Genomic DNA, 19,672 nt, shown 5'->3' with positions numbered 1-19,672 from the left:
TCGCATGGTGAGAGTCTATTTGGTTAACATAGCACACTAAATTTCATGAGAGGGATTATGGCGCTTTGAGAGAAGGATTGGCGCGCGGAGATTTTGAGGAAGTGGTTATATCTCAGGAATTTGAATAATGCGGCATTATCCTTATGCCGCATTTTGAGCTGTTTCGACAGCTATGATTGGCTCAGTTCGAGCGCAATTTGTTTTGCTTTGCTGAAATCCGTTTTACCGGAGCCGAGTTTTGGTAATTGATCCAGGCGGATCCAATCTGATGGAACAGCCAAAGGATTTAATCCCCCAGACAGCAGTTGCGATTTTAAAGTATCCACCGATAAATCCGCATTATAGAGTGCCACCAGTTTTTCACCTTTTTTGGCATCGGGGATGGCTACTACAATCACCTCTTTTTCCGGATCGGCCAGTGCAGTTCGAATGGCATTTTCAACCGCTCCGAGGCTGACCATTTCACCGGCTATCTTGGCGAAGCGCGAATAGCGATCGACGATAAACAAATATCCGTCCGCATCTATATAGCCTTTGTCTCCCGTGACATACCAGCGTGTGCCGAATAATTCTTTGATAACGCTGGCGGTTCTTTCCGGATTATTCAGATAGCCCTGCATTACCTGGGCGCCGCCAATCAAAATCATACCGGCTTCACCGGTTGGCAGTTCCTCATAGGTTTCCGGATCGACCACCATGCAACTGGTTCCGGGAAGAGGCATACCGACTGAGCCCAATTTGTGGCCGCGTTGCACTTGGAAAGTTTCGGATTCCATTTTGTCCGGCAGGTTGACGCTGGCAACAGGTGTGGTTTCGGTTGCACCGTAACCTTCAAATATGGGTTTATTGAATTTCAACTGAAATGCGGTGTGCACGTCTTCGCTAAGTTTTTCCGCGCCGGCGACCACAACGCGCAGACTGTCCAGCATCAATGGATGCACTTTGGTGTTGCGACAATACAGACGCAGGAAGGTGGAAGTGCCACACATAATGGTCGCGCGATAACGCGCGATGGCTTTTGCACCGCCGACGGCGTCGGTCGGGTCCGCATGGCAAATCATCGGGCAGCCTTCCAGCAAGGGTAAAAATTGCGAGACAGTCAGGCCAAACGCATGAAATAAAGGCAAATTCGCCATCATGGCGTCGTTGTCTTCCATATTCAGAACGTCCGCAACCTGCTTCACGTTGGCGATAATGTTTTTGTGGGACAGCATTACCCCTTTGGGAATGCCTTCGCTGCCGCTGGAAAATAAAATTGCCGCGGTGTCATCCGCATTTTTGCCGAACGAATATACCGATTGAATAAAACTGGTGGGCAGGAATTTTACACATAGCAAGGTGATCAGTTTTTCTGCCGTTGAAATTGAACGGCTGAGCTGTTCGAGATCCACTATATCCAAGTCGACGCTGAGATCTTCCAGTTGAATTCCGCGCTGCGCCAATTTGCGCAAAAAACGTGTGGACGTATAAATGGTATTGATGCCCGCTTGTTCTATGGCATATATCAACGCTTCGCGACTGGCGGTGTAATTTAAATTGACGACCGTTTTACCCGCGAGTAGCACCGCCATATTGATCAAAGCGCCAGGTGCGCTGGTAGGCATCAATATGCCGATATTTTTCTCTTTGATTTTTGTGCGCACTCTGCGCGCCAGCACAATACTGCCAGTCAAAGCTTGGTTGCCGCTTAATTCCTGATCGAGAGAAAAATCGGCAATGGCCAATTTGCGCCCGGTTTTTTTCGCGCTGGCAATCCAGGCATGGCTGATGGTCGGCAGGTTTTTCACATACTCTTGCCACGAGGTAATGCCCAGATCAAACACGCGCCGTTTGAGCACATCTGCCTTGGTGTCTTTCGCCAGAGGCGAACCAAAGGCCACCACCAGATCGCGCGTCAAGGTTGAAGATGAATTTGCCTTTAAGCGCGGTGAAGAGCGGGAAAATTGGCTGCCCCATAAACCGCGCAAATAAAACGGCACGATTACGACGGAATCTTTTGCCAATTCGCAGGCGCGCTCATAACCGTGGCGAAATTCCGCCAAATGGCCGGTGCGGCTGATGGTTCCTTCAGGGAAGAGGCACACGGCATCACCGCGATTCAAGGCTTCCGCAACTTCCACCAGCGCCTTGCGACTGCGTGGGCCAGAGTCGATGGGAATACAGCCGAACAAATCAAAAAACCATTTGAGATACCAGCGCTGATAAATCGACCGCAACATGACAAAGCGCAATGGCCGAGGGCAGGCGAGTTGCAAAATGGCCCAGTCGATCCAGCTGATGTGATTGCCGAGCAATAAAACGCCGCCCTTGGAGGGAATATTTTTCATACCTTGAACGGTGAGTTTATAGCGGCGCGACAAAATATAGCCGAGCAGAAACCGCATAAAACTTTGCGGCAATTGAAACACTACGTAGATACAGCCGATTACCGCCACTACAGCGATCAATTGCAGCAGAGTTTTGCTGCTCCAGCCAAAATAGGCGAAGCTCGCAGTGAGAATGAGAAAACTCAGCATCACCACGTTCTGCACCCAGTTATTCGCCGCCAGAGTTTTGCCCAGCTCGTTGTTGCCGGCGTAGTACTGAATCAGTGCGTTGAGTGGAACAATAAACACACCGCCGGAAAAGCCGACAAACAAAAAGATTGCAGCGAATGCCCAACCGGAGGAGGAGCCCGGCAATAGCCACAAGCCTATGGCGATGCCCAGGGCGCCGAGTGGCAATAATCCGGTTTCGATGTAATTGCGGGAAAATCTGCCGGCGAACACGGAGCCTAGTGCAATACCAATACCGGTGCACGCCAAAATTCCCTGGACCAGAATGGTGTTATCGTCGTCGACAGTTTCCTTATAAAACGCCGGGAAAGCGGCAAGCATGACCTGCCCTACACCCCAGAAAACCGCCAATCCGACAACTGACAGGCGAATCAAGCGGCTTTGCAACAGCGGCTGCATATCGTCTTTAAAGGTGCGTCCGCTTAAATAACGCGGCCAGGAAAAAGCCGTCGTCACCCCAGTAGGAGGCTGTTGCGGTAGACGATACATCATGACGACTTCAATCAGACTGTTCAGAATCAGCAGAAAGCCGATGGGTGCTATGGCTCTCAGCACTTCGGCTTCTGTCTCTAAAGGCGCGGCGGCGCGGAAGCCCGATTCGAACAACACTGAATACACAAAAATGCCCGCGAGAATCGCCACAATGGATAGCGCCGATACCACACCATTGCCTTCGCCCAGGCGCTCCTTGCCGAAAAGCTCTTTGATAAAGCCGTATTTGGCAGGTGAATAGATGGCGGATTGGGCAGCGAGCAAAAACGTCATCGCAAACGCTGCCCAGAACCAGCCCAAATAATAGAAGAGGGTGATCAACACGGTGCAGGCCACCGCCGCCCAGGCGGAGATGCGCATGACTTCGGTTTTGCGGAATTTGTCCGACAGAAAGCCCGCGGGGTAAAGCAAAAGAATAAATGGCAGCAGGATCAAACTATTGACCAGCGCCGTCAGCATAACCTGCGGCGGCCCGACATAAAGTTTAAAGACAGTATTTTGGATAACGATCTTGTGGCCCAAGTCGACAAAGGCGTTTAAAAAGACTGCGGTAAAAAAGGGAATGGCGCCAGTGAAGTGGCGTAGCTTCTGCATAGTGACAATCCTTTAGAAGACCGAGCACTAAGTCTTCGTCAGTTTTTAGAGTTACCTGCAAGTATTGCATCTCGGCACAGGAACGCTCAAACGGTTACTCAAAGCTATCTCAACTTATACACCGGGATGCCGTGGGGGATGCTGATCACGCGGAGCACCTAGCCTGCGCGGCGACCAGGTGGTTTTTGAGATGACCTTTCGATAGTGAGCGCTGAATACGGCGCAAGGCGGGAGTTTGTCTAATCCGTCGTGCGTAAATCAGACGTTTTCGACGGAGTCTGGCCTGCAACTATTTGCACAGTTAATAAATCTGCTCGTCTTATGTATAAACAGTGACTGTTTGATATGGCGCAAGTGGGCGACTTCTAAAACTGCCGATTTTTTGTCTATAGTGAATCTTGGGGCTACAATCCAAACCGCTGCGACGCCCGTCGTCGCGACCAAATCCATCTTCCGTTTCATTCCTGGTATTACGGTTTATGAAACGACTGTTTTAATTTGAAATCTTGACCGGGGTAAACCTGCATGAGTCTAGACAAGAAGTACTTGAAATCGAAACCCATTTGCAAAGTCAAATTCATTGCTCCAGCTGAGTTGGCCAAGGAAGCCAAAAAAATCTACCTCGCAGGAGACTTCAATAATTGGGAGTTCAGCGGCACGCCACTGAAAAAACAAAAAGACGGCAGCTTCGCCACTACGCTGGAACTGGAAACCGGCAGCGAATACGAATATCGCTATGTGCTCGACGGTGAGCGCTGGGAAAACGACTACGATGCCGATAAATACGTGCCCAGCAAAATCGCTAATGTGGATAATTCGGTTGTGGTGGTATAACGAAGTTGTGATGGTATAACACAATTTTGATCTTATAACTAAAGTTGTGTGAGCTGCAGACCGGCGGTCTGGTCGTCTGCAGCTTTTGTGAATATTGTTCTCCCCATCCGCACATACATGAAGGATCGCTATGTCAAAAAGAATCTCCCCCTGGATTTTTGCCGCTTTAATTTGTAGTGCCAACGCGCAAGGCTTTGTCGAAGAAATTGTTGTAACCGGAATTCGCGCCAGTGCGGACGATTTTTATGAAGTACCTGCCGTTACTATTGTTAAGGATGCTGATTTTCTTGTGCAGAACATCCGTCTGATTAATGACAGTCGCGATCCGGACCTGCGCCGCAATGAAGTTATCAAAACCATCAACAATTTCATCAAAGCATCCTCATCTGTTAAAGGTATTGAGATTTCCTACGGCGATGGGTTTCTCGAGCCGGTCAAATTGAACTATGAATCCCTTGAGCTTCTGCAGGATAAAAGTAAGTCGGATACTTCCTACATTGATATCTATGTCAAAGTCGCCTTCGATAAAAAACAATCCGCCAAATCTCAAATTGGAAATCTGCGTACTTTTATTCAAAAAACGAAGCTGGAAGGGCGAACCTTGGTGGAAGAGCGGGGCGATATTGGCTTGAGTATCGTCGAACCGCAAAAGTATCGCTACGAAATTATCAAGGCCATTGCGGCAGAAAATCAAAAACTCAAAGAAGTCATTGGTCCGACCTGCGCTATCTCCATTAAAGGTCTCGAAGGCCGGGTTATGTGGGAGAGAATTAGCGTTGGAGAATTAATGCTCTATATCGGCCATTCGACCACTGTGTCGTGCAAATAAAAAGCATTTCTCTTGAATTCGTTTCTGAAGCCAGGTCTAAATTATGAAGCCAAGAATTTCCGTGCTGACACTTTGCGTGGATGATTTGGAAAAGGCGGTTCGCTTTTATCGCGATGGCTTAGAGTTGCAGACAGAAGGAATCGTGGGGGGGGGGGAATTTAGCGCATGGTGCCGTGGCATTTTTTGATTTGAATGCCGGATTAAAACTGGCGCTCTGGCCGCGCAAAAGTTTGGCTCACGATACGGGTTTGCCGGTCTCCTCTCCCAGTGCCACTGATTTTTCCGTCGGTCATAACGTGGCCTCAAAAGAAGAAGTTGATGCGGTAATGGCGCAAGCGGAAAAGGCAGGTGCGGAGATCGTTAAGCCTGCGCAGGTGACTTTTTTGGGGGGGGGTATGCCGGCTATTTCCTCGACCCCGATAGACACTTGTGGGAAGTTGTCTGGAATCCAAAACTATTACCTGCCGACTAATATTTCCCCAATTCACTCCCTCGGAAACATCCATGCATAAAGGCAGCTGCCTATGCGGCACCATCACTTTTGCAGTCTTGGCAGAGCCAAAGGCTGTAACCCATTGTCACTGCAAAATGTGTCAAAAGCAGCATGGAGCGGCGTTTGCGACATACGCCAGTGTTAAACGCGAGTATTTGCACTATTTATCTGGAGAAGCAGAACTCACGTCTTTTCAATCTTCAGATTCAGTTGTGCGCAGATTTTGTCGCAAGTGCGGTTCAAATATTGAGTGGAGTAGTGAAGGGGAATATGCAGATTGGCCGCTGGCTATTCTCGATACACCATTCAAGCCTTCTAAAATCAAGGTGATTTTTGCGGGGTCCAAAGCGGATTGGTTGGATTCAAGTCATCTCTGAAATGCCTACTCTCAACTGACTTGGCGCTACTTGGTGGAATCACAAATTATCGAGAGCACAAAAGAAAAGCCCCCTCGGCATCACCGAGGGGGCTTTCAGTTTTTGATCTCGAACGATCAGTGACGATTAATAGTCACTGGTACCGAGTTCAGGATAGGCGTTCTTGATCAGCATGATGAACTGCTTGTGGAACCAGCCACCAGCGTGTGGTGCCAATGCAGGAACCACGTCCACTTCTTTGTCGCCGTCACGAATTCCGCCGGGTGTACACATGGTATCCAGTGTCTTACCTGCGTATTTCGGATCAGACGCGCTGTCAACGATTGCACGGTCTACTTCGTCAAGAGCGTTATAAGCAGCAGAGCCTTTCGGATACTTGCTGGCATCGAAGGAGATACCGTCGGATTCACCCGGTGGTTTCATCCAGAAGAACGCGTCCAAGTGTGGACGGGTTGGATCTGGGTTGGCCTTAGGTACTTCACCAACACCGGCGTTATTGACGTTACACCAGTGACCGCGGTGGGCACGTTTGTCAACTCGCTTGCTGCTGTCGGTACCTTTGGTGCCTGTGCCGGGTTTCGGACGGTTTGGAGCGCCCCAGCCGTTACGTGCAGTGTCAATGATGAAGCCAGGATTGAAGCCGGGCTGTTGTGACTTAACACGTGCGCTGAACGCGTCGATGTAGCTCAGTTCGTCAACAGACTTGTTCCACTCGTACCAGTCGCTCAGAGCCATACGGTCAGCTTCTGCGTTGGAGATGAGAGGCTCTTCAACTGGAGTGTAACCAGATGTGTTGGAGGCGAAACCACGGACTTTCTTGAAGCCGTCGATACCGTCAGTGTTAGCACCTTTGATCAACTTCAAGAAACCTTCCACAGCGCGCTTCAGGTTACTGTTGTTGCTCATAGAGTCATCCCAGCCCAGCCAGCCAGCGTGGCCGATATCCAGGTAGGTGTAGACGTTGCCAACTTTGTACAGTTCTTCGATGGCGATCTGCAGACCGCGACCGTATACACCGAGGCCGGATTCCAGACCTGGAGAGCTATAGGTCAACAAGGTATCGCAGTAGGTAGTGCCGTCTTGAGTGGTCAACTCAGGCCATACCAGAGAAGGTCCATCGGGGTTCAGCTTGGTATTGGTGATCATGTTGGGGTAGGAGTCTGGCTCCAACATGGCAACGATACGCAAGTTTTTGTACTCGGGCTTCTTCTGGAGAGTGCTGGTGATTACACGCAGGTAATCGTTTTGGTATTTCTCCATACCGCCCAGGGTTGGGTTCGGATCACGTGGTTTACCGATTTCATACAACTGGCCGTTGGATGCGAAGGCCGCACAGTCACGGTCGGGCAGGTTGTAGATGATGATAACGATGGTCATTGGAGAAATCTTACCATCGAGCTCTTCGAAGAATTTCTGTTGCGCAACAGCTGCGTCCAAGTGGCCTTCCAAAGAACGACGTCCGGCTGCTGGATCACCGTAAATAGTCGCGATGGAGTCCATCCATACAGCACTTGGTTGACGCTGAATGTATTTGATCTTGTTCACCAGATCAGCGTCGTTACGAACTACGTTCAGTGAGTAGTCCATCATGGTGCTGATGTCTGGGCTCAAATAGAAATAGGAATCCGCGAACGGGTTACCAGTAGTTTGCAGCGATGCACCGGGCTTACCTTTGGCTTGTTCAGTCAGAGGGATAGTGCCGTCGTAAGTTGCAGGGTCAACAACTGCTACGTCAGAGTTGCCCAAGCCTGAACTGCTGGATGAGCTGGAGCTTGATGAGCTAGAAGATGATGAAGAAGATGAAGGTGTGCCTGAGCTAGAGGAGCTGGAGCTCGAAGAGCTTGAGCTGGAACTTGAGCTTGAGCCGCCGACTGGATCTGGATCTGGGCTGCCGCAAGCGGACAAGAGCGCCACGGAACTCGCCAACAATGTTGTGGCGACGAGGCGGGAACTGAGACACCGCAGGTTAGTGGATAGCATGGTTTACTCCGTTTGCTGATCAATAATCGATCAGAATTAACAGTTTATTATTGCTGAACCGGTTTTTATCGTTGAGAAGTACTGGTTGGAAGTAGGAAGCTGCACAACCTCCGGACCATCTCTTTACTTCACGCCGCATTCTACCTTTTGGGCGGCGACTTTCTGCCGTGATCATCACAGAATTTGGAATATGTCTCATTTGACAATTAGAAAAAGAGGCCACCTTCCGCATTTTTTTAAAAACTCACAGTTAATTTAAGAAAAGCCTCGGTCTTTTTTGTGATGGAATTCTCAAAGTGTGAGTGATAGATGACAAATGTGACATCAAGGGCAAGATCAGGCGAATAAAAAAATCATCGCAAGCGTTTTTTGCACCTCCAATAGAGACCATATCTTTTGAGCTGGAGGATGCTGCGACCTTAGTAAGGATTTATTTAGCCCTTTAACGTGATCGGCTTGATATCACTTTGGCGAACGCTGAAAGAATTTGGCATGTTAAAGGATAGAGGCGGGCAGACAGATGCTGACGAAGTCCAGGTTTCTTATATGGATGTAACAGAAGCTCCCGTTTCAGCCGCACATGCCCAATGCAACGCTTATGTGTCTTGCCGCACTCTTTGAACAAGGTTATCCGCGCGTGAAGGGCATGTATAAATAATGAGCTATCCAATGCAGTGCCGATTATGCGGGGCTGCATCTGTAGCAGTGGCCATCGTCGTCACGTGCAGACGATCAAAAATCAAAGTGGATACGATCATTTTTGCAGAGTTTGCGAAAAAATAATTTTGTTCTTGCACGCCAAGTTGATTTGGCGCATCGAAGATGTCATGGAAAATTGTGCGATAAAAATACCAGGGTAAGTGGTAGCTGTTTTGTTACAGAGAAGATGTTGAGGTATTCGAAATGGATTTTCTTTTTGAGAAAAAATAATTTATTCAATTGTTGGAGATCTCTTATGCATATTTTACCCAAGCTGTTTTTGGGATTTGCCATGCTGGCCTTTTGGGGTTGCGCTACCGCGCCTATCGATTCTCATAAAAAATCTGAAAAATTTTCGCAGACGGGTAAAGCTGCTTTTTATTCGGATAAGCACCAAAATCGAAAAACGGCGAGTGGGGAACTTTATAGGCATGATTTAAAAACCGCTGCACACAGGACTTTGCCGTTCGGCACAAAAGTGAAAGTGACCAATATTCAAAATGGAAAAAGTGTGGTGGTAAGGGTCAATGATCGAGGGCCGTTCGTGCAAGGCAGAATTATTGATTTGTCGAAATCCGCATTTGGCAATATCAGCGATCATAAAGTGGGCGTGATCGATGTGAAGATCGAGCAGGTCGAGTAATTCGATTTGCGATGTGTAATCGCCGTTACAATTCTTTAGGCAAATTGCATTTTTCAATTAAACCAATACTTGAATGTTTGGGCGATTCGGCGGTCTTTTATCTATACCTACTTATTGATAACTCTGCGCGTGTTTTTTTAGAGAGGTGATATGGCTCGCTTGCCTTCCTTATTTGTCTCCCACGGTTCGCCGATGCTGGCGATCCAGGAGAGCCCTGCCCATCACTTTCTCAAAAACCTGGGGGCGACATTGCCGACGCCTTCGGCAATTCTGGTGGCATCGGCGCATTGGGAATCCATGGGTGGGCCGGCGGTATCGGTGACGGCGAAGCCTGAGACCATTCACGATTTCGGCGGATTTCCGCAGGCATTATTTGACATACAGTACCCTGCGGCAGGTGCTCCCCAACTTGCCGCGCGCGCAGTGGAATTGCTGAAACAGGGGGGATTTCCTGTCGGCGTCAGCACCTCCCGCGGCCTCGATCACGGCGCCTGGGTGCCGTTGCGTTTGATCTATCCGCAAGCGGATATTCCGGTATTTCAGGTGTCCGTTGTGCGCGGCGCGACACCGGCTGATCACTTCCGCATAGGGCAGGCGTTGCAAACTCTGCGCGATGAGAATGTGCTGATTCTGGGTTCTGGTTCACTCACCCACAATTTGTACGAGTTTCGCGGTCAGCATATAGATTCTGCGGTGCCGGCGTGGGTGAGCGAATTTGATATCTGGATGAAAAAATGCCTGGAAGAAAATGACGTTGACGTTCTGCTGAATTATCGCTCCCTGGCGCCTTACGCCAGTCGCAACCATCCTTCTGAAGAACACCTTTTGCCTTTATTTGTTGCCCTTGGTGCGGGTGGGGCTGGCAATGTCCGGCATCTGCACAGCAGTTATGAGTATGGGATTCTGGCGATGGATATGTTCGCCTTCGATTAAAGGTTCTCGGCCCTCACCTCAAGCCTCTTCCAGTGGGAGAGGGGGTTTTACCAGTGAGAGGATTTAGGTGAGGGCATGTGAGTGATGGAATTTAGGACGAGTTACAGATAATAAAAAAGCGGCTAAGGATTTCTCCTTAGCCGCTTGGATCTTCCATACAGCAGGGCGGATTACCAGCCCATGATGTAACTCTTAACGTAGTTGCCGGTCTCGGTCAGATCGGCGTCAGTCCAGCCGTTTTCCCCGTTGGTGCCCGGTTTCAGGATAGAGGCGCCTTCGAGTTTGTCGCTGACCGACCAGTTGGCGTGGCTGATGTTGTTGTCGTAGAGGAACTGCAGCCAGGTATCCGATTCCGCAACATCCATAGCGCCGTCGCCGCTGGCGGTCACAGTACCCCATTCGGTCACGAACAGCGGAATGCCATTGCGCAGAGCGGTGCGGGCGCGGTTGCGCTCCTGCTCTTTATGGGTCGCAGCATAGAAGTGCAGAGTGTAGGCGATATTGACGCCGTTGATGGGGTCTTCGGACGCTTCATCGACGAATTGTGAATAGAAAGGCGTGCCGACGATGATCAGGTTGTCCGGGTCAATTGCGCGGATGGCCGCGATTACGTCAACCGCGTAAGCCTTGATCGTGGCCCAGGAAGTTTTGTTGTCCCAGCCGCACAGCACCACGTTGGTCGGGCAATCGGGCTCGTTGTAGATCTCATAGATCACGTTGTTGCGATTGCCGTAAGTGCGCGCCATTTCCTGGAAGAAAGCAATGGCTTGCGGTTTGTTGTCTTCGGCGTTGTGGGAGTGCCAGTCGATAATCACGTACATATCGTTGGCAATTGCCGCATCCACCACGGTTTTCACGCGGTTGGTGTTGCTCGCCGGATCTTCCAGATAGCCGCCAGGGCCGTCGACGCCCATAGCCGCGCGGACCAGTTTTGCGTTCCAGTCATTTTTCAGCGTGCGCACCACTTCCGCCGTATAGAACTTGCCGCCGTCTTCCACGAAGCTCGACCAGAACAGGCTCATGCCAGCGATACTGCCAGGCTGGCCGCCGAACAACACTTGGTTGCCCTGAGTGGTGATGGGCGGGGTGCCGACGATATTGGAACTGCCCACACCTGTAGGTGCCGCAGGCGTTTTGCTTGGATCGCCGCACTGAGAGCCAGGGTAAATACCTATGTCATCCAACTGGACGCCCAGTTGGGATAGGCCGAGGTTGAAGGTCAGACGGGAAGAGGTATCCGTCGTATTGGCGACGAAGGTGTATTTATAGTTCTGATAGCTGGTGGACAGTTGTGGCGTGTAGGGACCTTCGGTGATGACGCTGTCATAACCCGGTGTGCCGCCCTGGTCGATGTTGACCAACATAGTACGACTGCCTTCGGCTTTGGCGCGGAAGCAGATGCTGTATTGCTGTCCTTGGGTCACGGAAACATCGTGGATCAACTGAACGTGCCAATCCATTTGTGGCAGGGAGCGGATCGCCACACTGACTTCGCCATTCCAGGAGAAGGTAGCGTTGGTGCCCTGGGCGACGCTGCCGATGAAAAGGCCCTGACCTTTGCTGAAGGTACCGTCTGTTTCCAACAGTGTGCCTATGCCATTTCCGCCTGACGAAGACGAGCTGGATGAACTTGAGCTGCTGGAAGAACTGCTCGACGAACTGCTTGAAGAGGAGCTACTGCTGGACGAACTTGAAGATGAAGAAGAACTTGATGAGCTGCTGGAAGAGCTCGAAGAAGAACTTGAATTACCGGATGAGCTGCTGGAAGGAGATCCACAGGCAGCCAAAGTCATGGTGAATGCGCCGGCGCAGATCAACTTGGCCAATGGCAGCCGCCGCAGAAAGTCCAGATCGAAAATCATAATCGTCCCCAATTGTTAAATTGCTCAACCCATATGGCGGGCGGCACTATAACACGGGTCAAACCGGCAGTTATAAGCGAGTGAAAAAAGTGAGAACTGCGATATAGAAGGGGAATCGGGAAATAGTACGAATGAAGGCAAGGCGAAACGAGGCGGAGGACCGCCCCGTCGTCTGCGGATTAACGTTCGCTAAGTTCCTTACGTGCAACTTGAACCGCGCGGCGAACCTGCTCAGGTGCCGTTCCGCCGATATGGTTGCGGGCGGCGACGGAACCTTCGAGAGTCAGAACCTTAAACACATCTTCATCGATGCTGCCGCCGAACTGACGCAGCTCTTCCAGTGACATATCTGAAAGATCCTTGCCGGTTTTAACCCCGTAACCAACAGCCTTGCCGACGATTTCATGGGCGTCGCGGAAAGGTGTGCCGCGGCGCACCAGATAGTCGGCCAAGTCGGTTGCGGTGGCAAAACCGCGTTTGGCGGCTTCGCGCATGACTTCGCGCTTGGGCTCGATCGCCGGGATCATATCGGCAAAGGCGCGCAGGCAGTCACGCACTGTGTCGACGGCGTCGAACAGCGGCTCTTTGTCTTCCTGGTTGTCTTTGTTGTAGGCGAGCGGCTGAGACTTCATTAGCGTCAGCAGGGCGATCAAATGGCCGTTGACCCGGCCGGTCTTGCCGCGCACCAGCTCGGGCACGTCCGGGTTTTTCTTCTGCGGCATGATGGAGGAGCCGGTGCAGAAGCGGTCGGGCAGGTTGATGAAGTTGAATTGCGATGAGGTCCAGAGAATCAGTTCTTCACTCGCGCGCGACAAATGGGTGAGCAGAATGGCGGCGAAGCTGCAGAATTCGATGGCAAAGTCGCGATCGCTCACCGAGTCCAGGGAGTTGCGGGTCGGCTGGGAGAAGCCGAGCAGGCTGGCGGTCAGCTCGCGGTCGATCGGATAAGTCGTACCGGCCAGGGCGGCAGCGCCGAGCGGACTTTGATTCATGCGGCGGCGGCAGTCCTGCAGACGGGAATAGTCGCGGTTGAGCATTTCGTACCAGGCCAGCAAGTGGTGGCCGAAGGTCACCGGCTGAGCAGTTTGCAGGTGAGTGAAGCCCGGCATAATGGTGTCGGCTTCGCGCTCGGCCAACTCCAGAATGCCCTTCTGCAGACGGGTCAGCTCCTGGGCGATCACATCGATCTCGTCGCGCAGGTACAGGCGTACATCAGTGGCGACCTGGTCGTTGCGCGAACGACCGGTGTGCAGTTTTTTACCGGCGATGCCGATTTTCTGCGTCAGGGCGGATTCGATGTTCATATGCACGTCTTCCAGCTCGACGGACCACTGGAATTCGCCGCTGTCGATCTGCGCTTCGATGTCGCGCAGGCCGGTGTGAATCGCGTTTTTCTCTTCTTCGGTCAGCACGCCGACTTTGGCGAGCATTTCCGAATGGGCAATGGAGCCGCGGATATCCTGGCGGTACATGCGCTTGTCAAAATCGACAGACGCGGTAAAACGCTGGACGAAGGCGTCGGTGGCTTCGCTGAAGCGGCCGCCCCAAAGGGTGCTGGTGGATTCTTTCTTGCTCATCTCGGGCTCCTCTTCTGCCGCGTCTAAACTATGAGTGCATGGCCGCCTGGGGCGTTGTTACACTGCTGGCGCCTGCGAAAAGTGGCGGATTATAAACAAAGCCATTCGCCAGAGCAGTGGTTTCACCGAGCTGTTCAAGAACGAATAACGATAAAACGCATACAGAGGACACGCTTATCAACACATCCAGGCGCACATTCCGCGGCGACTTCCTGCCCGATCTCTGCACGGTGCAGGCAGTTTTCCACCTGATTCTGGTGGGCGAGTTATTGGCCATTGCGCTCACTGTGGTGCACGGCGGGGTGGTGGACTTCAACTGGAACCGGCTCGGTGTGCTGTCCATGTTGATTCAGTGGATCGTGCTCACCAGCGCCGCCTGCCTCTGTCCGCTGAGACCCTGGTTCCGCCGCCAGCATCCCATGGTCGCGGGGGTGATCAGCTACCTGCTGGTGCTTGGCATTACTGTTCTATACACCGTGGTTGGCGCCTTTATTCAGGACCTCGACGGGCCATTTCCCTGGGATCAATTGCTCACCAACCTGATGCTGGCCGCCGTGTTTGCCGGCATTGTTCTGCGTTATTTCTACCTGCAACAGCAATTGCGCAATCAGCAGCAGGCGGAATTGACCGCACGGATTCAGGCGCTGCAGGCGCGCATCCGGCCGCATTTTTTGTTTAACAGCATGAACAGCATCGCCAGCTTGATCGCTATAGATCAGGACGCGGCGGAAAAAATGGTGGTGGATCTGTCGGAGCTGTTTCGCGCGTCCTTGAGCGAGCCTGGATTGATTCCGCTGGAGAACGAGCTGGAGCTGTGCCGCAGGTTTGTCGCCATAGAACAGATCCGCATAGGCGACCGCCTGCAGGTTGAGTGGGATCTGGACCATATGCCGGAAGCCAAGGTACCGAGTTTGTTGCTGCAGCCGTTAATTGAAAACGCGATCTACCACGGCATTCAGCCGTTGCTGGAAGGCGGTACCGTGACCATTGCGGTGAAGCGGGTCGGCAGCCACTGCCGCATCCAGGTGCGCAACCCGATTGGTGATACTCAGCAGGCGTCCAACAAAGGCAACGGCATGGCATTGGAAAACATCCGCCACCGCCTAGAGGCCCACTACGGGGAAAAAGGCGAGCTGCAGGTGCAGGCCACCGCCAGTTTTTACGAAGTGACGGTGGAATTTCCCGCCGTGCCGCCGGCGGTGGTGGGTTGATTTTCGTGTTAACAGCAGTAGGCGGGTATTCACAACCTTTCGTCGGCGCACTTATGGCCTACACTTAAACAGACTTGGAATTGACTCACTTACAAGGACTTACAACAACTAAAGACTGACGGTGCAAAACTGCCCGTCATAAACTCGGATTCAATGTGTGATGCATGTATTAGTCGTGGATGATGAAGGGCTGGCTCGTCAGCGGTCCATGCGCTTGATTGAAAGCATTGATGGGTTCGACGTCATTGGAGAGGCCGCCAATGGTGACGCGGCGCTCAAAGCTATTCAGACGCTCGATCCAGACATCGTTCTGTTGGACATTCGCATGCCGGGCGAAGACGGTCTCGCAACCGCCAAAAAAATTGCCCAATTGAGTGATCCTCCGGCTGTGGTGTTTTGCACAGCCTACAACGAATACGCGGTGGAAGCTTTTGAAACCCTCGCGGTGGGCTATCTGCTCAAGCCGGTACAAAAAGACCAGTTGGCTGCGGCACTGGATAAAGCGCGCAAGTTCGTCAAATTGCAGCGCGCTGCTTCTACTCAGGACAGTGATCGCTCGGAAAGACGGCGCAATATAGCCGCCAAAACCCGCCGTGGTGTGGAGTTGGTACCGATCGAAGATATTTATTGTTTTATCGCTGATCAGAAGTACGTCACCATCATGCACCGCAATGGCGAGACCCTGATCGACGATACGCTCAAAGAGTTGGAAGAAGAATTCAAAGGCGTGTTTGTGCGCGTCCACCGCAATGCGCTGGTGGCCATTGATGAAATCGAAAAACTCGAACGCATGCCCACCGGACAATACGAATTGAAATTAAAAACGACGGAGTACCGCCCGGTGGTCAGTCGACGCCATGTGGCATCTGTGCGGGAATTGTTGTCCAACTTGTAGTGCCGAAATAAAACGTAATCTGATTTACCGAAACGTCCGGTGTGTCCCATCGGGCGTTTTGTTTTTTTGGGGGCTAAGTTGCCCTCACCCCAGCCGCCAGAGGGAGAGGGGGGTTAGGGTAGTGCGCGGAGGGAGGATCAACTTTTATTGACTGGGCGTGTGCGGCCGGCGTCGTCTATGGCGACGTAAACAAATTCACCTTCGGTCACTTTCTGCTGCGAGCGGTCGTAATGTTTTACCCACACTTCTACGCGCGTTTTGATGGACGAGCGGCCTATATCCAAAACTTCGCAATAACAGCTGACCGTTGAACCGACGGGTACCGGGCGCAGAAATGCCATGCTGCCAACGGCCACAGTGGTCACCCGGCCCTTGGCGATTTCGCGGGCGATAATGGCGCCTGCCAAATCCATCTGCGCCATCAACCAGCCGCCAAATACGTCGCCATTGGAATTGGTGTCCTTCGGCATGGCCAGCGTTTGCAGGGCCAGCTCACCGGACGGCACGGGATCTTCGTCGATTTTCGCCATATAAATAACCTTGTTCTGTACCGAGTTTTGAATGTTGTTGTATGTAGTTTTCATTGTTTCATTAACAGGTTCGGCAACCAGGTGGCTAATTGAGGCCACAGGGCAAGCACGACCAGCAGGGCCAACTGCATCACAATGAAAGGCACTGCTCCTTGGTAGATCGTGCGCGTGGCAATTTCGTCTGGCGCTACCCCTCTCAAATAAAACAACGCGAATCCGAAGGGCGGAGTCAAAAACGACGTCTGCAGATTAAGAGCAATCATTATGCCGAGCCACACGGGGTCTACCCCCATCGCCAGCAATGCCGGGGCGACCAGGGGAACCACCACGAACGTGATTTCGATGAAATCCAGAATAAATCCCAGCACAAAAATCACGGCCATTACCACCAGCATAGCGGTAAATACGCCGCCGGGCAGGTGATGGAAAAACCGTTCGATCATCGCCTCGCCACCAAGACCGCGAAACACCAGGGAAAATACTGATGCCGCGAGCAAAATGGTGAACACCATAGCGGTCATTTTGGCGGTGTCGTGCACTATGGCGGTGAGCTTACGCCGGCAAAGTTGCTTTTTTATGAGCGCGAGAATCACCGCAGCCACCGCGCCTACTCCGGCGGCTTCGGTTGGGGTGGCAGCACCGCTGATGATGGAGCCGAGCACCACCAGGATCAGCAGAATCGGCGGCAGGATGCTGAACACCAAACGCCGTGCACTGACTTTTTCCTCTTCCAATATGCGCGGTGCTTGCGCCGGTTGGAACAGCCCTTTACCGAAGGCGTACAAAAGATAGAACACAACCAGCAATAATCCAGGCAGCAGCGCGCCCAAAAACAGGTCACCGACAGACACGGGTGCTGCGTTAAAAATCCCTTTGGCCAATTGAGACTGTTGATAGGAACTGGAAAGAATATCGCCGAGCAAAACCAGTGCGATGGAGGGCGGGATGACTTGCCCCAAGGTGCCGGTGGCGCAGATAAGCCCGGTCGCCAATTGTGGTGAATACCCCCGCCGCAACATGGTGGGCAGCGACATCAAGCCCATGGTCACCACAGTGGCACCGACTATACCGGTACTGGCGGCCAGCAGGGTGCCGACCAGCACAACCGAAACCCCTAGTCCTCCCGGCAGCCGTCCGCAGGCGCGCGCCATGTTTTCCAACAATTCTTCCGCCAGTTTGGAACGCTCCAACACCACGCCCATAAAAATAAACAGGGGGACAGCAATCAGGGTGCCGTTGGTCATAACGCCGAATACCCGATCCGGGTAGGCGAATAACAATTGCGCATCAAAATGGCCGAGCAGAATGCCGATTCCGGCAAACCAGAGCGCCACCCCGGCGAGAGTAAAGGCGACGGGATAGCCGAGCATCAGCGCAGCGCAGACCGCCAAAAACATCAACAGGGGAAGCAAATCACTCATGGTCGTTCACATAGAGCAGGGTGATCAGGTTGCGCGCCAGCTCCGCCAGTCCCTGCAAAGCCAGGGTGGCGCCGTAGACGATGATCAGGGACTTCATTAGAAAAATTGCCGGGATGCCACCAGCATCAGGTGAGGCTTCGCGGATTGCCCAGGAATTGGCGACGTAATTCCAGCTAATGACGCCGCAGTAAATGCAGAAGGGCAATAAAAACAGCAGCGTGCCGAGCGCGTCCAGCCAGGCTTTCTGCAGTGGCGAATAGCTGCGATAGAAAATATCCACGCGCACATGGCCGTCGGCGCGCAAGGTATAGGCTGCAGCGCACATCATCACCAGCGCATGCATATAGGTAACGGATTCTTGAAGGGCGACAGCGCCAACATCGAATAGGGCGCGGCTGATCACAATAACAGTGGTCGCCACGGCCATCACAGCCGTCAGCCATGCCACGCCTTTACCAAGGATGACGGAGGCGGCGCTGCAGTGCCGGTCGATGGCGCGGCATATCCTGGGCAGGAAACGCATAATTATTGTCTTTTTCTGCATTCGCGGAGGGGCCGCCATTATAACCATGTCCGCGGAAAATGCTCTTGCCTGCAGGCAGTTTTGCCAAATGTGAGCGGCAATTTTTCGAGCTGCAACACAATTGTCATATAGCCTCATTAGGATGGCTCTCATACGGACCCCATCAGGAGGCTTTTTGTGAAAAAACTATTGCTCGCCCTTACCTGTGCCGCCGGCCCTCTCATCAGCGGTGCCGCAATTGGCGACAGCCGCGACCATATCATGGTCGTCGGCTCTTCCACGGTATTTCCCTTCTCCAAAGTCGTCGCCGAGCGCTTCAGCCTTAAAACCGGGCAAAAGGCTCCCAAGGTGGAGCCGACCGGTACCGGCGGAGGTTTTAAGGAATTTTGCAAAGGCGTCGGCGTGGGCACGCCGGATATTGCCAACGCATCCCGCCGCATCAAGGAATCGGAATTCAAAGCCTGTCAGGACGCTGGCGTTAAAGACATAGTGGAAGTGTTTATCGGCTACGACGGCATCGTTATCGCCAATAGCAAGAAAGCGGAACCTATAGCGCTTTCCCGCCGCGATATTTTTCTCGCTCTCGCCAAGGTAGTTCCCGATCCGAAAGGTGGCGAAGAGCTGATTGCCAACCCCTATAAAACCTGGAAAGACGTCAATCCAGAATTGCCCGCCAAAGCCATTTCCGTGATGGGACCGCCGCCGACTTCTGGCACGCGCGACGCTTTTGTGGAGCTGGCGATGGAAGGCGGTTGTAAAGCGTTTCCCTGGATTGCCGCTTTGGACAAAAGCGATAACGCTCGTTACAAAGCCATTTGCCACGGCGTGCGCGAGGACGGCGCATTTATCGAAGCCGGCGAGAACGACAATTTGATTGTGCGCAAACTATCGGAAAATCCCAATTTGCTCGGCATTTTCGGTTTCAGTTTTCTCGATCAAAACGCCGATGTAGTGCGCGCAGCAACCGTCGATGGTGTGGAACCACAATTTGAAACCATTGCTGACGGCAGCTATCCGGTATCGCGGCCTTTGTATTTCTACGTCAAAAAAGCCCACGTCGGTGTTATTCCGGCGATTCAGGAATTTCTCGCAGAATTCACCAGTGAAAGAGCCTGGGGCGACGAGGGATATCTGGCGGAAAAAGGCATGATTCCGATGGAAGAAAAACGGCGCAAAACTGTGGCGGAGAGTGTGAAAAAACTCGAGCCCATGAGTCTGTAAAAA

The 19,672-nt window shown here is 52.3% G+C and carries 18 protein-coding genes; 11 read left to right on the top strand and 7 right to left on the bottom strand.

Features of this window, described 5'->3' with window-relative positions; genetic code table 11:
- Nucleotides 1–170: 170 nt before the first annotated feature.
- Nucleotides 171–3,641 carry an acyl-[ACP]--phospholipid O-acyltransferase gene (locus DWB84_RS10600; RefSeq protein ID WP_187409768.1) on the bottom strand — a complete coding sequence of 1,157 codons (3,471 nt, stop codon included), beginning with the start codon at nt 3,639–3,641 and terminating at the stop codon, nt 171–173.
- A gap of 525 nt (nt 3,642–4,166) precedes the next feature.
- Here DWB84_RS10600 and DWB84_RS10595 point away from each other — a divergent pair.
- From DWB84_RS10595 to DWB84_RS10580, 5 genes are all read left to right on the top strand, one after another.
- Entirely contained in the window at nt 4,167–4,475 is a 309-nt protein-coding gene (locus DWB84_RS10595) for an isoamylase early set domain-containing protein (protein WP_187409767.1), read from the top strand.
- A gap of 130 nt (nt 4,476–4,605) precedes the next feature.
- Nucleotides 4,606–5,304, top strand: a complete 699-nt coding sequence (locus DWB84_RS10590; protein WP_187409766.1) for a hypothetical protein — start codon at nt 4,606–4,608, stop codon at nt 5,302–5,304.
- Between the two features lie 43 nt (nt 5,305–5,347).
- The gene (locus DWB84_RS19370; RefSeq protein ID WP_370589704.1) at nt 5,348–5,491 is read left to right on the top strand and encodes a VOC family protein; all 144 of its coding nucleotides are present in this window, start codon (nt 5,348–5,350) and stop codon (nt 5,489–5,491) included.
- Nucleotides 5,478–5,816 carry a hypothetical protein gene (locus tag DWB84_RS10585; RefSeq protein ID WP_255428949.1) on the top strand — a complete coding sequence of 113 codons (339 nt, stop codon included), beginning with the start codon at nt 5,478–5,480 and terminating at the stop codon, nt 5,814–5,816. Before DWB84_RS19370 ends, DWB84_RS10585 begins: the two co-directional genes overlap by 14 nt.
- Nucleotides 5,809–6,174 (top strand): GFA family protein, encoded by a 366-nt coding sequence (locus tag DWB84_RS10580; RefSeq protein ID WP_187409765.1) that lies wholly within the window; start codon nt 5,809–5,811, stop codon nt 6,172–6,174. The genes DWB84_RS10585 and DWB84_RS10580 overlap by 8 nt, the downstream gene beginning before the upstream one ends.
- Nucleotides 6,175–6,300: 126 nt before the next feature.
- Here DWB84_RS10580 and DWB84_RS10575 read toward each other — a convergent pair whose 3' ends face one another.
- Entirely contained in the window at nt 6,301–8,154 is a 1,854-nt protein-coding gene (locus DWB84_RS10575) for a glycoside hydrolase family 6 protein (RefSeq protein ID WP_187409764.1), read from the bottom strand.
- Nucleotides 8,155–8,914: 760 nt separating this feature from the next.
- On the opposite strand from DWB84_RS10575, the gene DWB84_RS10570 reads away from it, so the two are divergent.
- On the top strand, nt 8,915–9,496 hold the full coding sequence (locus DWB84_RS10570) for a septal ring lytic transglycosylase RlpA family protein (RefSeq protein WP_255428948.1): 582 nt from the start codon (nt 8,915–8,917) through the stop codon (nt 9,494–9,496).
- 150 nt (nt 9,497–9,646) lie between these two features.
- The gene (locus DWB84_RS10565; RefSeq protein WP_187409763.1) at nt 9,647–10,429 is read left to right on the top strand and encodes a class III extradiol ring-cleavage dioxygenase; all 783 of its coding nucleotides are present in this window, start codon (nt 9,647–9,649) and stop codon (nt 10,427–10,429) included.
- Between the two features lie 170 nt (nt 10,430–10,599).
- On the opposite strand, the gene DWB84_RS10560 is transcribed toward DWB84_RS10565, so the two are convergent.
- Entirely contained in the window at nt 10,600–12,012 is a 1,413-nt protein-coding gene (locus DWB84_RS10560; protein WP_255428947.1) for a cellulase family glycosylhydrolase, read from the bottom strand.
- A gap of 10 nt (nt 12,013–12,022) precedes the next feature.
- On the opposite strand from DWB84_RS10560, the gene DWB84_RS10555 reads away from it, so the two are divergent.
- A complete protein-coding gene (locus DWB84_RS10555; RefSeq protein WP_187409762.1) occupies nt 12,023–12,310 on the top strand; it encodes a hypothetical protein in 288 nt (95 codons plus the stop codon).
- A 160-nt stretch (nt 12,311–12,470) separates the two neighbouring features.
- Here DWB84_RS10555 and argH read toward each other — a convergent pair whose 3' ends face one another.
- On the bottom strand, nt 12,471–13,868 hold the full coding sequence (argH, locus tag DWB84_RS10550; RefSeq protein WP_187409761.1) for an argininosuccinate lyase: 1,398 nt from the start codon (nt 13,866–13,868) through the stop codon (nt 12,471–12,473).
- Nucleotides 13,869–14,098: 230 nt separating this feature from the next.
- Between argH and DWB84_RS10545 the strand changes: the two genes are divergently transcribed.
- Together DWB84_RS10545 and DWB84_RS10540 are read left to right on the top strand one after the other, a co-directional pair.
- The gene (locus tag DWB84_RS10545; RefSeq protein ID WP_370589703.1) at nt 14,099–15,079 is read left to right on the top strand and encodes a sensor histidine kinase; all 981 of its coding nucleotides are present in this window, start codon (nt 14,099–14,101) and stop codon (nt 15,077–15,079) included.
- Nucleotides 15,080–15,239: 160 nt separating this feature from the next.
- Nucleotides 15,240–15,974 (top strand): LytTR family DNA-binding domain-containing protein, encoded by a 735-nt coding sequence (locus tag DWB84_RS10540; RefSeq protein WP_187410097.1) that lies wholly within the window; start codon nt 15,240–15,242, stop codon nt 15,972–15,974.
- A gap of 137 nt (nt 15,975–16,111) precedes the next feature.
- Here DWB84_RS10540 and DWB84_RS10535 read toward each other — a convergent pair whose 3' ends face one another.
- From DWB84_RS10535 to DWB84_RS10525, 3 genes are read right to left on the bottom strand one after another with little or no spacing between them, the layout of a single operon-like run.
- Nucleotides 16,112–16,504: an acyl-CoA thioesterase gene (locus DWB84_RS10535; protein ID WP_187410096.1), complete on the bottom strand. Its 393-nt coding sequence runs from the start codon at nt 16,502–16,504 to the stop codon at nt 16,112–16,114.
- A gap of 50 nt (nt 16,505–16,554) precedes the next feature.
- A complete protein-coding gene (locus DWB84_RS10530) occupies nt 16,555–17,925 on the bottom strand; it encodes a TRAP transporter large permease subunit (RefSeq protein ID WP_187409760.1) in 1,371 nt (456 codons plus the stop codon).
- Nucleotides 17,918–18,448: a TRAP transporter small permease subunit gene (locus DWB84_RS10525; protein WP_187409759.1), complete on the bottom strand. Its 531-nt coding sequence runs from the start codon at nt 18,446–18,448 to the stop codon at nt 17,918–17,920. The genes DWB84_RS10530 and DWB84_RS10525 overlap by 8 nt, the downstream gene beginning before the upstream one ends.
- Before the next feature lie 177 nt (nt 18,449–18,625).
- Between DWB84_RS10525 and DWB84_RS10520 the strand changes: the two genes are divergently transcribed.
- The gene (locus tag DWB84_RS10520) at nt 18,626–19,669 is read left to right on the top strand and encodes a substrate-binding domain-containing protein (protein ID WP_187409758.1); all 1,044 of its coding nucleotides are present in this window, start codon (nt 18,626–18,628) and stop codon (nt 19,667–19,669) included.
- Nucleotides 19,670–19,672: the final 3 nt, after the last annotated feature.

The sequence above is a fragment of the Saccharophagus sp. K07 genome (assembly GCF_014336955.1).
Lineage (GTDB): Bacteria > Pseudomonadota > Gammaproteobacteria > Pseudomonadales > Cellvibrionaceae > UBA5868.
This window is presented reverse-complemented; position numbering and strand designations above follow the sequence as displayed.